Consider the following 12,734-nt stretch of genomic DNA (forward strand, 5'->3'; position numbering starts at 1 on the left):
GATCAATTTGGGTTTAGGAGTGCAGTTTGGCTAAAAAACATTATGTGGTTTGGAAAGGTCGAGAGACAGGCATTTTTACAACGTGGGCGAAGTGTAAGTCATTAGTTGACGGCTTTGCGGGAGCGAGATTTAAATCGTTTCCAACTTTAGAGGAAGCGGAGTCTGCGTTCGGTAAAAAAGCAAAATCAACAGCACCAAAGGCGAAAGCCAATGTTGTTAAAACATCCAGCAAATTGAAATCCGCGCCCTTATCTCAAGAACAAATAGACGCAATGCCGTTTGAAGTGAAAATCTACACTGATGGTGCTTGTGAACCGAACCCTGGGGAGGCAGGGACGGGCCTTGCGGTATATGAGAACAACAAGCTAACCGAGCTCTGGTATGGTCTGTACCAATCATTCGGTACTAACAATACTGCCGAGCTTCATGGACTCAACCAGGCTCTACTGCTTGCAAAGGAAAAGCTAGCAACAGGAAGTTCAGTTGGTATCTTTTGCGATTCAAAATACTCTATCGACTGTATTACAAAGTGGGCTAGTGGTTGGGAGAATAAAGGTTGGACTAAGTCAGGCGGTGAAATTAAAAATTTGGACATAATTAAACCAGCTTATTCTCTCTACCAAGAGATATCATCTCAAATTACGATTCACCATGTGAATGGGCATGTTGGCATTGAGGGTAATGAGTTAGCTGATAGGATGTCCATTCTGGCTATTGAGTCTCAGGATGAGAGTCTTTCTTTGTATAGAGAAACTCATAATATTCCTGAACTTTTGGCACTGCGTGCTGGTTGATAAATAAACATAACAAGAGACAATGGCGACAATAGCTAACTTAAACCACATCAGCCATCCCGAAGGCGTCATCCGGGCTGGCTATTTTGTCCTTTAAATCTGTGTGACTCAGTCCTCAGTTTGCGTCCGTTCAGCGATCCGCGCCTTCAGAGTTTGCACAAAGCTCCGTGATACCGGGATTGGATTATCTGCGCCTGCCAGCAGCACAAAGTGTTTGCGGGCCTGGTATTTAAGCGCTAACAGCTGCGTGGCATTAATGATGTAGCTGCGGTGCAGCCGGTAAAATTGTGACTCGGGCAATTGACTGCAAAAGCCATCAAGCGTTTGCTCAGAAATAATAGTCTCTGTGTTGTGTATGTCTGCTCCGGGCTGGGTCAGGTGCACCCGCCGATAGCGGCCAATACTTTCAATGTAATTGATGTGATCAAATTCAATGATCTTTTGCTGTGCATGATCACTGAGCGTCAGGCACGCTGCGGTACCCGACGGCTTACTCTGAATCTGCTGACGAATGATTTTGCCTATGCTTTTGGCAATCAGCTCCGGCCTGGCGGGTTTGATTAAGTAGTCGATGGCATTGGTGTCAAAGGCTTTCAATGCGTATTGTTCGTACGCAGTCATAAAAACCAGCTGATACTGCAAATCCTGCGTCGCTTTGGCGACATCAAAGCCATTGAGCTCTGGCATTTCAATATCCAGAAACACAATATCCGGGCGCTTAAGCATGATCTGTTCAATGGCGGATTTGCCATCGGCTGCCTCGGCAACAAGGGTGAGCTCATCAAAACCACTGATCACTTCTCTTAACTGTTGTCTGGCTGCCTGTTCGTCGTCGACGATCATCACGGTTTTCTTAGTCATACACGGCTCGGTTTGGTTATCGGGGTAGCTGGATAAAAGCGCTGGTGCCTTCATCGCAGGAAACCAGTTTGAAACTCGCGGCGCCCCGATAATGCAGATTCAGGGTTTCACGAATAATGCGCAGTCCCTCGCCCTGACTGAGCTGGGTGTCATCAAAAGGCGCGCCTGTATCCTGCACTTCAATCAGCAAGCTATGCTCCGTCGTTTCAATAATGATACTGATATGGCCTGCGCGTGCGTAGGGGGCAATGCCATATTTCACGGCGTTTTCAACAATCGGCAGTAACAGTAAGGAGGGAACCGGCAGCGGGTCGAGTTCACCCGGGCAATCCAGATCAAATGTCAGCCGATCGGCGAACCGTTTTTGTTGCAGCACAAGGTAAAGCTCCACCAGTTTGAGTTCCTGCTCAAGCGTAACAAACTGTTGTTTGGCCAGTTGAATGGTGTGGCGCAGTAGATCACTCAGGTCGTAAATCAGCGCTTTTGCTTTGCGCGGCTCTTGAGTAACTTCACTGGCGATCAGGTTAAGCGTGTTGAACAAAAAGTGCGGATTCGACTGCATTTTCAGCATTTGTAACTCAGCTTTTTGTGCCTGTAGCTGCGACTGAAAGTGATAGGTTTGCTGCTTGAGCATCAGCATGACCGCAATGTAGACCAGGGTCTCAAGTAACATAATCACTATGGGCAAAAAGGTCACCTGGGTCACTGCATCGCTGGTGGGCAAGCTGACGATGGGGCCAATCAGCACGTACAGCAGAATGATGGAAAACGGCCTGAGCAGCCAGATGTCATGACGACACCACGCAGGTAAAAACTGGGCGGGAAAAAACCGCGTACAGATTGACTCACACAGGTTAAACAGCAGGTAGCCTGCACAAAACCCGCTCCATATTTTCACTATCACCTGAGCAAACAGGGTCAGCGTAAATTTATCGAGCAGCAGCAACACACTGGATATCAGCAAGATGTTGAACCAGGGCCAAATCAGTAAAAATATCCAGGCCTGGGTGGTACTTTTGTTATAAAGCCCGGGCTGGCTCGCTGTGATAGGTGCTGTATTCACTCGGTGATCCATTCGTCATTGATAGAGTAAATGGTACAAGCAATTTTGCCTGGATGAAACGTTGCTACGACACCATTGGCGCAGACTTTTACACCATCTGCACGCAACAGGCTGGGGTGGCCAATTGTGTGGTGTTATTCCTGTGTCCTGATAAGACAAGTCATTGTCATCTGATACATAAGGAAAACAAACATGATTTACAACATTCGATCATCACAATTCAAATTAAAGCAGTCAGTGATGACTTTGCGTAAGGTCATTGGCGTATGCCTGTTCAGTAGCATATTGGTGGCCTGTAGTGACAACGATGATGACACGGCCAGTGTCGAAGAAACGGTCAGCGCAGATATCCCGGTAGAAACCCGGCCCGCAACCGGGCCGCTCAGTGAGGCCTGCCTGGAGGCAGAAATGGTGCCTTCAACCACCAGCAAAGGCGTGGAGTTTATCCGTACCCCGGATGCATGTTTTGATGAGTTACCCGGCTATGACTTTGCAGCGAATTATTTGGATATTGAAGGGCTGAGGCTGCATTACGTTGACGAAGGACCAAAAGACGGTGAAGTCGTACTCATGCTGCATGGCCAGCCGAGTTGGTCGTATTTATACAGAAAAATGATCCCCATTCTGGCAGAGGCCGGTTATCGAGTGATAGCGCTCGATAATATGGGGATGGGCAAGTCGGATAAACCACTCGATGTTGCAGCGCATCAGTACGAACATCATGTGGCTTGGACCAAGACGTTTATTAATCAGCTACAACTCACCGATATCAATTTGTTTGTGCAGGACTGGGGCAGTTTGATCGGGTTGAGAGTGGCAGGGAATATGTCTGAGCGCTTTGCCAGAATCGTCGTTGCAAACGGGGATATGCCGATATTTCCAACCGGTGGTAATCCGTTTCAGTTGCCAGACTTTAACATAGATGAGTCGCTAACAATGGATGCCAGTACATTCTTCGATACCCGATCGACGCACCCGATTGAAGGATTTCAGCAGTGGATCGATTATGCGGCTACAGCACCAGAGCTGATGGCGGGGGATGTGGTGCAAAAACTCTCTGCAATTGAACTGAGCGACGCCGAAGTCAATGCATACAATGCACCTTATCCCAATGTGCAATTTAAAGCGGCTATTCGCGCCTTTCCTTCGATGTTATCCGGCATAGAGGCTCAAAACTTAGCTGCGTGGCAAACTTTAGGCGCTTATCATAATCCGTTTATGTTTAATGCGGGCGAATATGATAAGGGGTTGGGGAGTGAAGCAAATCAAAGCAAGTGGGTTAATCATGTTCCAGGTGCAAAAGGAGTGGAGCATAGGCGCTTTCAGGCCGCACACTTTATTCAGGATGATGTGGGTGAGGATCTGGCGCTGCATTTGCTAGCCTTTATGCAAACGACTGCGCCGCAAGCACCATTGGTAACGGGAGGAGCAAATTACAATATGCGGTACTGCGAGATCTTATTACCTTATATGCAAGACGATAAAGTGATCGCTCAGGTATGGGGCACGCCGGGCGTGAATATGTGCGAGCAATCTCAGTGGGAAGCCATCGACTTTGAAGAGGTAGCAGCGCAATACGATGCCTTGAGTGCTATCCCAAACGGTCCGCGCTTTTTTGTAGTGGATGAAAGCCGGGGTGGGGACGTCATTACGCAAGATGCTGATACGCAATTTCGCCTTTTTGGTGAGTTGAAAATGCGCTTACTGACCACCGCTGACATGAGTGCTGCGCAGGGCGAGCAACTTCCTTATGTCGCCGGTGAAGTATCTAGAAGCAATACCTGGCACTTCTATAAAGGCAGGCGTATTTATGAGCTGACCGATAACACAGGTCAGGTTTTTGTGATGCAGTCGTTCAGCCGCATTTCGGACGCCTCATTGCAGATGGATGACTTGGCAAACCTGGGAGATAAACTCTCGCTGCCAGAGGGTTGGACGTTTTCAAGCCGTATTTTGACGGAACCGCTTGATGTAACAGCCGTTGAGGGCATTGCCTATGTATTGCAGGATGAGCTGGGCAATAGTTATCAGCTTCGCCAGTAATACCCTTGGTCACCTTACCTGAGGGGGAGGTGGCCGAACTGCCTGTAAGGGACGCATGAATAATTTTACTGATTTCAGAGAGTTCAAAGCACTCGTTTTTATTTCGCTACTTGTATATTTCTTATATGCAATTGCAGAGGTGTTTGTCTGGATAGCGGTTTTTGACTTTATGTATACCAATGACTTTACAGACGCTGAAATGGATGAGGCAATCATTAGATCTCCTGTGGTCATTGGTGCTCTTCTGTTCATTGTCGGCTTTTTTAACGCGCTCACCGCTTATTTTGTAGCAGGCTATCTAAAAGGCAATTTCGTAAAGTCAGCAGTGCTGACAATTATGGTGGTAGAAATGATCGATTTGCTTGTGGTTTATTTTTTACCTGTAGATGATATTGTGTTCCCTGTCTGGCGAAATATTATCTTTTTCACAGTTGGCTGGGGAGCGATTGTACTTGGCGCATGGGCAGCGTGTTATAAGCGTGAACGACAAGCCAAACTGAGTTGAGATGCGTAAAGCGCTCGGCCTGGCTGCTTGTATTATTTTAATTTAGATTGGCTAGTCTGGACCAATTCTCAGCACGTAAGCGATACCAGTCGGTTATTCTTTTCATACAGGGGTCTGGATCAGCCATGGGGTTTTCGTTGTTCAGGTAAAATTAAAGAGTCAGGTCAGGATGGAACTACTTACTTTAGCCATAGTTATTACCGCATTTATCTGTATTTTTACTCTGGAGGTCATTGCTCCCGCGTCTAAAAACAGCTGTGATCGGCGCTGGATGATCCTCGCCTCAGGTATCAGCTTATTTCAATCGATCAGTACGGTCGGTGCAGGTCTGATTTTTGTTGATGTATTTAGCACTGTGTCTTTACTGAGTTTTAGCAGCGAAAACATGTTCCTGCAGGGTTTGCTTGGTTTCTTGCTCACCAGTTTTGTTGCTTATTGGTGGCACAGAGCTATGCACAAGTTTGACTTGTTGTGGCGTGTCTTTCATCAGCTACATCATAGTCCCAGACGTATTGAAGCCCTCACGTCTTTTTATATGCATCCTTTTGATGGCGTTGCTGCCACGTTTTTGAATGCCTTGTGTTGCTATTTTATTCTGGGCCTCGATGCCTATGGGACTGCCGTAAGCCTGATCATTGCGGCTTTGTACAACATTTACATACACGCAGATCTGAAAACGCCATACTGGCTGGGCTTTGTGTTGCAACGCCCTGAAATGCACAGAGTTCATCATAAATATATGCATCATAAGCAAAATTACGGATTAGCTATCTGGGATCTGTTATTCGGCACTTTTTCCAATCCAAAAGCGTATGTCCGGCAGGTTGGTTTTGATAAAACACGTGAAAACAGGGTTTACGACATGCTCAAGACCAAAGATGTCTATAAGTCATGAACTGTGATAGACAGTGTCAATGCACTCAGTGATCCATGGCGGTTGATTGAGCACGCACAGAGTGTGCTTTTTAGTCTCGTTTTTCTTATTGTGATTTTTATCCTGCATTGCGTATTGCAATAACGCAATTGTTAAAAATAAAACCCCTTTAAAATCAGTGCTATAAAGTTGGCCTCATGCTTGCAATCTCTCTAACAGCAAATCAAAGCGTTGGAGAGTCACATGAAAAAGATATTGTTCGGAGCCTGCGTGTTTTCCGCAGGACTATCAGCCGCCCCATTCGACACATGTCCGTCCAAGGCCTTTTTGGTGCAGGGCAACACAGCAACTATGTATGGCGTTAACCTGGTCTCAGGTTCGTACACCACGTTCGCTGAAAATGTTGGTACCAACAACAAGCTCAATGGCATCGGGTTTAGTGTCCACGACCGTTACATTTACGGCTGGGATTACAGCAACAAAGACATCGGTCGGGTGGGAAAAGACTACGTGCTTGAGCCTATCATGACATCGGGATTCCCCGATACCAACTTTTACGTGGGTGATGTCGCTATTCACGAGAATGCATTTTATGTTTACAAGAAAGGCAGTAGCTTAGGCCTGTATCGCGTATCGCTCGACGAAAACAGCGACGACTATTTGCAGGCAGAGCGCATTATTGATGGTAGCGCGTTGAACCTGAATATTTTTGATTTGGCGTTCGCGCCCAATGAAAATGCCAGCCTGGCGTATAGTGTAGACAGCAATGGTAATCTGCACCGCATTGATGTTTCTAACGGCACCAGCACCAACCTTGGCAACGTGGGCCAGTCCGGGACATTCGGTGCCGTCTATTTTGATGTGGAGAGTAATTTTTACATCAGCAGAAATCAGGACGGGCATGTTTATAAAATAGATATAAACGATACAAATAATACCCAGCTTTTCGCGTATGGTCCGGTTTCCAATACTAACGACGGTGCACGCTGTGCAACGGCCCCGATTATTGATGATACAGAAGACCCAACCATAGACTATGGCGACGCACCGGATAGCTATGGCACCTCGCTTAACGCCAATGGTGCGCGTCATAATGTGGGTGACTTATTTTTTGGTCAGAGTGTCAGTGCAGAATATGTACCTAAAGCCACAGACGACGACAACGGCATTAGCTTTTTAACAAACCTTGAAACAGGCTATGAAACGCTGGTTTCGTTCACGCTATCAAAATCAGGGTATGTGAATGCCTGGATTGACTGGAACGGTGATGGCCAGTTCCAGGAGTCAGAGCGTGTGATACGCGAGTACCAGGGGGTTGCCGGTGAAAACCGTGTGCTCATACCTGTGCCTGTTGATGCTGTTGCAGGCAGCACCTGGGCCAGATTCCGGGTCTCGAACACCAGTGATATTGCACCACAGGGCGGGATTGATAACGGTGAAGTGGAAGATTTGAATGTCTCTGTTGTTGCCAGCAGCCTGATCCAGAACTCGACCTCGTGGAAAACCGCCGCGTTTGAAGACTTATGGCCGCAAAAAGGTGACTATGACTTTAACGACGTGGTGGTTCGATATCGTGTGACGACCAGCCAGATTGGTAACCAGGTTGTGCGTTACAACATTGAAGGTGCGCTGATTGCAGTCGGGGCCGGTTATCACAATGGCTTTGCCATTCGTCTAAAAGACATTGCCCGTAAGCATGTGGATGAAGCCCAAATTGAACTGACTATTGACGGTACGCCGCAGACGGGCAGTCCGCTGGAAGCTAACAGAAACGAAGCGATAGTCGTTATATTTGCCGATACCAGAGAGATGGTGCCGGTTCAGCCAGGCTGCAAATTCTTCAGAACTGAAACAGGCTGCAGTGATATCCAACGAGCACCTTATTCGTTTGAAATCACTATCCCCTTGGCAACCAGCTACAACGCGAATATCGCGACAAACAGCAAGGTTGACCCGTTTATTTTTGCAGTAGATGGTCATTACCACGGGCCATTCGTAGACCAGAACAATGGCCGAGGCTGGGAAGTCCATCTTAAAAATCATGCGCCAACCGAAGCGTTTGATAGCAGCTATCTGGATCAGGGGGATGACACCTCTTCAACCAACGGCTACTTCCAAACGTCTACGGGTTTGCCCTGGGCACTTATCATTAATTCTCAGTGGGACCATCCAATGGAGCGCGTTGATATGTCTCTTGCGTATCCTCAATTTGTGGAATTCGCCCAGTCAGCAGGCGCACAGAACGCAACCTGGTTTGAGAATCCAGTTTCTGATTACCAGTACACCATCAGCAACGCAGCGCAAAACTAGGAGAGCATCATGAACAAATTAATCGTAACTCTAATCACTTTATTATTAACGGCTTGTGGTGGTGGTTCTGGTGACTCACAGGGGCAAACTCAGACAAACAATACTGCATCAAGTGCTACCAGTAACGCGGGGCAAAGTAGTGCAGCCAATACCGAGCAAACACAAACAGCTAATGCTGCTGAGCAGGATAGCAATAGCGAAACGCAGGAAGGCTCTGCAGAGGAAGCGCAGAATGACGACACGCAACCAGCGCAAGACAGTGGCAGTACGGAAGGCATGGAGGCTGTGATCGTTGATGAAGCTTTCGACTTTCGTACTGATGTGCCCGTGGCTGTGTCAATTGCGTCCAATGTTGTGAATAGCCGTGCATTTATTAATATTTGTCAACAGGATGCCCCATTGACGGACGACGACACGTGTTTTTTAAGAGCGCCTGTCGATAGTAACGGTCTGTTTGTTCAAATTGTGTTGCCACACTCAGAGCAAAAGCTCAAAGCCGAGATCTGGTATTACAGCACCGATGTTGAGCCGCTGGTGTATAACTGGGAGTTTGACGGGTCGCAACAACAGCAAACATGGGAAATAAACTAATGTGCACTAAGTAATTCATATTGTGGTGACTCACAATAATCCAACGCAAAGCATATCCCTGCCCAGAGATATGCTTTTTTCTTTAATTGGTTAAATATGCAGCTTTCAGCCCTATGCCATATACATTAAAAAGTTCATCATTCACAAATGAATTGTTGTTTGAGGCGGTAACTATTGGGTGATGGTTTTTGTTCAGTTACTATTTATTCTTACAAAGTTTAGCTTGATGATCAGCCTGAACACTTAAGCCAGCTAACAGGCGGTTAAATATTGAGGTAATAAAGGACAATTGTATGAATGACGAACCATGGGTTAATAGTGAGCTTTTTAACGGGGAAGCGATCACAGGTAATAGAGCGGGTCTGGAAATGCTGAAGGCTGCGATTGAACAAGCGCTAGACAATACCTCTGGCTCTCAGTGTCACGATGTTTGTACCGAGAATATTGTTGTTCATCTGGCCGATAAAGAAAGCTATTATAATCAACTCAATCTGGATGAGCGCTCTGTACTTCAAAAGTTAAGGGATCAACTACTCGCAGTTACTTTTGTTATTTGGTTTTTCTTGTTGCCTTTTATTGCCGTTGGCTTAATGATTTACAACACCTATTTTGAGACAGTGAGTGCCGTTGCCTGATACCCGCTCAGCCAATTCAGGGGACCAAAATGCCCTGGTTACAGTAAATCAGGTGAGTGCTTTATGGGTTTAAAGAGAACTGTAAAAATCAGTGGAGTGATGTTACTGGCTTCACTATGCTGCGTCGGGTTTTTGATGCCTGAGTTTATCAATAAAACCGACTGTAAACGCGATACCAGCCAGCTGCATTTTCGACAACTGGGTGATGCATTAAGCATGCATAAGTTACAAACCGGCCAATATCCAACTAATAGGGAAGGGCTTGCGCATCTGACCTCTGCACACACCCATGGACATCAGGGGAAATTTATATCTACACTGCCCCAGAATAGGTGGAGGAACGACTATTATTACTTTAACCTTGAAGAGCGCCTTATTTTACTTTGGGATTTGGGGGCTGATTCCTTACCTGGTGGTGCAGAAGGAGGTCAGGACTTATGCTACCTCGTAAATCAGCATACAGATAACCCGGAGTTAACCTCACATATTGAGGCCGTTTTAGCTAAGCTACCTAAAGAAGCTGCACCTGTTTGCACCAAAATTTACTCGGGTGCTGCTCATCACTAATAACAAGAGTACAAATAAAGCTTATCTGCACTCCTGATCTTTCTAGAGTTTAAAGCTTTCCACCAGTTTGATGGGCTCTCCATCGACGTCCAATACAGCGACAACCTTCAGTACCCCGTTTTTGAGCTTTTCAGGCTGGCGTAAGTGCGGTTGCCAGCGCTTTTTTTCGTATGGAGATAGGGTGACATCCTGCTGCCAAAGTGCTGGTTGAGCTGCGGGGCTCTGGTAGGGAAGAAACTGCACCGACAGTTTGCCATGGGTGTCTCCGGAATAGGGTCCGGTCAGACTTATCTGCAGATCCGAGTTGTCTTTGCTGAGCTGGGCATTCAAATACACGCCATCAAATTGCTGATTTTCCAAAGTGATTTGACCCGTTTGTGTTAGGCCCTGCCAGCTCAGGGTGTAGCCTGCCTGGCTCTGAGTTACCGACAACGGCAGTTTGTGTCTTCCCGGCGTTAAAGAGAAAGATTTTCCGCTTTGAAGCTTAATGTCGGCAGTTTGCTGACTGGGGTTGTTTACCGAAATAAAAGGCACGTCACCGTCAAACCGCAACGAGAGTTCGATACCACTGAGCGCATACAACGCATCATCAGAGAGCTGTTGTTGCCAACTTTCGAGCATGTTTTGTAAGTTTCGGTTCAGTGCTGAGTGCAGGCTTTGATTGGTTTGTTTTGCCAGCTGAGTGTCCAGTGTGGCCATACAATTCGGCAGTTGAGCCGAAAATGCGACACAGGTATTGAAGGCTCTGTGTGCCAAATCTGCGCCTGCAAAGTACCAGGGGTTAGCTGTGACTATCTCAAGGTCTGGTACTTCATAGGTATGACTATACAGATATGGCGTAACAGTGTGATTCATGTTGCGACCCAGCAGGGAGACCTGTTGGAAGTCGATTGCACTCAATACGTTGTCAGGTACTGTAAAGGCAACCTTTTGTGTGCTGTTAGCTGATTTAATCTCAACTTCCAGCCCTGAACTGGTTGTGCGCAGATTGAGACCCAGTTGCAAGGTTTGCTCTAAACTTCTGAGAATTGCCGGCGTGAGTGCAACCTCCTGTGTGGTGCCGCTGGTAGTATCAATGACTGATAGTCGCGTGCCATCATTCAGTAGCACTTGCAACATCTGGTCCTGAGTAAAATCAGCTTTTTCAGTCAATCCAGCACGTTGTGCAAGACTGTCATTGCTAAGTTTGGTTAGCAAGCCTACCCCAATTTCACCTCGGGTCCGTTGTTCAGGTTGCAGTGTTAATAAGGCCGCGAAAGAATCTTTGCTGACCGGGTTGATTGCAGGGTGTGGCTGAGGTGCGGGGAAATCCAGTACCGGGTGGCGTGTGCTACGAAACGGCGTAATATCTAAGCGTTGAAGGGCTTTTTCATCGTTGCTGCGCAGCCAGTAGCCCGGGCCATTTTGCTCCCAGGGACCTCGTACAATATAAAAGCTCGGCTTTGCTGTTTGAACGAACTGGACAAAGTCGCGCTCCAGCTGTGGCCAGTCTGAAAAGGTGGTTTTCAGTAGGGCATTGGCGGTTGGCAAGGTAGCGTCAGAATCTGGGTTCAATGCCATCAGGGTGCGCAGGTAGCGTTTAAAATACTGATAGCGCAGTGGGTCACTTAACAAAAAATGCACGATGAAAAAGTTAAGGCCACGGCGCAGTTGTGGGTCATCATTGATCTGCTCAAAGCTGGGTTGTCCATTCTTATGATACTGCGCCAGTCCCATGATCTGGTAGTTCATAGGGGCACGGTCGAATACCATGACTCTGAGTTGTTTTTTGTCGCTGTCATAGGTGTGGCTCGCGATTGCGTCGGCCATGCCTTCGGTGATCCAGCTTGGTGCCCAGGTTGCATGACCATTGAGCGCCATATGAAAAGCGTGCATAGTTTCGTGGATCACAATATAGCGTTGATGGTGATGTCGGTGGCTTGGAAAACTGTATCCGGCACGGTTGTAATACATGGTTTCGCCCCCGGCTGTTTTGTGTACGCCACGCAAAAAACCGTCGTCCAGCATGGCTTCACGTACACGCTCACGAGAGCTGCCGTAGACGACAGCAATGCGCTGATTATCAATGTTCGCGGGTGCCATACCAAACAGCTCAACGTAGTGGGGGTAAGACATTTCCAATAGCTCAAGATAGAGGCGGACTTTTTCCTCGCTCAAATCGCTTTTGAGCGCAAAATGTTTGCTGACCCACCAGTTATAGCCTCGGCTATTGGTTATCTTGCCATCGCTGTATGTACGCGGTATTTGTTTACCGACATAGGTAATGTCGATGTGATTAAGCGTGCTGGTTCTGCCCGCTACGTCAATATCCACACGCATCTGGGCTGGGCTCGGGATTGTCTGTTCTATCTGGCCAGAAACTCGAGCCACCTGACTCTGAGGCGGTTTTTCTAACGACTGGCAGCCGCTCAGGAGTGCCAACGCAATTAAACTCAATCGTAACATTTTGACTTTCTCTTATTAGTGTTTTATGTATATTGTATACAATAAT

Annotated in this window: 11 protein-coding genes; 8 read left to right on the forward strand and 3 right to left on the reverse strand. The window is 47.2% G+C overall.

What is annotated here, in order from left to right; all coding sequences use genetic code 11:
• The first annotated feature begins 26 nt into the window (after nt 1-26).
• Nucleotides 27-794 carry a ribonuclease H family protein gene (locus tag NH568_RS02085; protein WP_235411572.1) on the forward strand — a complete coding sequence of 256 codons (768 nt, stop codon included), beginning with the start codon at nt 27-29 and terminating at the stop codon, nt 792-794.
• A 108-nt stretch (nt 795-902) separates the two neighbouring features.
• Here NH568_RS02085 and NH568_RS02090 read toward each other — a convergent pair whose 3' ends face one another.
• Both NH568_RS02090 and NH568_RS24155 read right to left on the reverse strand, forming a co-directional pair.
• The gene (locus NH568_RS02090; RefSeq protein WP_253044335.1) at nt 903-1,655 is read right to left on the reverse strand and encodes a LytTR family DNA-binding domain-containing protein; all 753 of its coding nucleotides are present in this window, start codon (nt 1,653-1,655) and stop codon (nt 903-905) included.
• A gap of 16 nt (nt 1,656-1,671) precedes the next feature.
• On the reverse strand, nt 1,672-2,718 hold the full coding sequence (locus tag NH568_RS24155) for a histidine kinase (RefSeq protein WP_253044336.1): 1,047 nt from the start codon (nt 2,716-2,718) through the stop codon (nt 1,672-1,674).
• A 192-nt stretch (nt 2,719-2,910) separates the two neighbouring features.
• Between NH568_RS24155 and NH568_RS02100 the strand changes: the two genes are divergently transcribed.
• The 7 genes from NH568_RS02100 to NH568_RS02130 all read left to right on the forward strand — a co-directional run bounded on the left by NH568_RS02100 (nt 2,911) and on the right by NH568_RS02130 (nt 10,243).
• On the forward strand, nt 2,911-4,761 hold the full coding sequence (locus tag NH568_RS02100) for a haloalkane dehalogenase (RefSeq protein ID WP_253044337.1): 1,851 nt from the start codon (nt 2,911-2,913) through the stop codon (nt 4,759-4,761).
• A gap of 55 nt (nt 4,762-4,816) precedes the next feature.
• The gene (locus NH568_RS02105; RefSeq protein ID WP_253044338.1) at nt 4,817-5,266 is read left to right on the forward strand and encodes a hypothetical protein; all 450 of its coding nucleotides are present in this window, start codon (nt 4,817-4,819) and stop codon (nt 5,264-5,266) included.
• Nucleotides 5,267-5,435: 169 nt separating this feature from the next.
• Nucleotides 5,436-6,161 (forward strand): sterol desaturase family protein, encoded by a 726-nt coding sequence (locus tag NH568_RS02110; protein ID WP_253044339.1) that lies wholly within the window; start codon nt 5,436-5,438, stop codon nt 6,159-6,161.
• A gap of 222 nt (nt 6,162-6,383) precedes the next feature.
• Nucleotides 6,384-8,450, forward strand: a complete 2,067-nt coding sequence (locus NH568_RS02115; RefSeq protein WP_253044340.1) for an LruC domain-containing protein — start codon at nt 6,384-6,386, stop codon at nt 8,448-8,450.
• A gap of 9 nt (nt 8,451-8,459) precedes the next feature.
• Nucleotides 8,460-9,041: a hypothetical protein gene (locus tag NH568_RS02120; RefSeq protein ID WP_253044341.1), complete on the forward strand. Its 582-nt coding sequence runs from the start codon at nt 8,460-8,462 to the stop codon at nt 9,039-9,041.
• A 293-nt stretch (nt 9,042-9,334) separates the two neighbouring features.
• Entirely contained in the window at nt 9,335-9,676 is a 342-nt protein-coding gene (locus tag NH568_RS02125; protein WP_253044342.1) for a hypothetical protein, read from the forward strand.
• A 63-nt stretch (nt 9,677-9,739) separates the two neighbouring features.
• On the forward strand, nt 9,740-10,243 hold the full coding sequence (locus NH568_RS02130; RefSeq protein WP_253044343.1) for a type II secretion system protein GspG: 504 nt from the start codon (nt 9,740-9,742) through the stop codon (nt 10,241-10,243).
• 42 nt (nt 10,244-10,285) lie between these two features.
• On the opposite strand, the gene NH568_RS02135 is transcribed toward NH568_RS02130, so the two are convergent.
• On the reverse strand, nt 10,286-12,688 hold the full coding sequence (locus NH568_RS02135) for a hypothetical protein (protein WP_253044344.1): 2,403 nt from the start codon (nt 12,686-12,688) through the stop codon (nt 10,286-10,288).
• Nucleotides 12,689-12,734: the final 46 nt, after the last annotated feature.

Origin of the sequence: Pseudoalteromonas sp. XMcav2-N, from assembly GCF_024124545.1 — a bacterium.
Classification (GTDB): Bacteria; Pseudomonadota; Gammaproteobacteria; order Enterobacterales; family Alteromonadaceae; genus Pseudoalteromonas.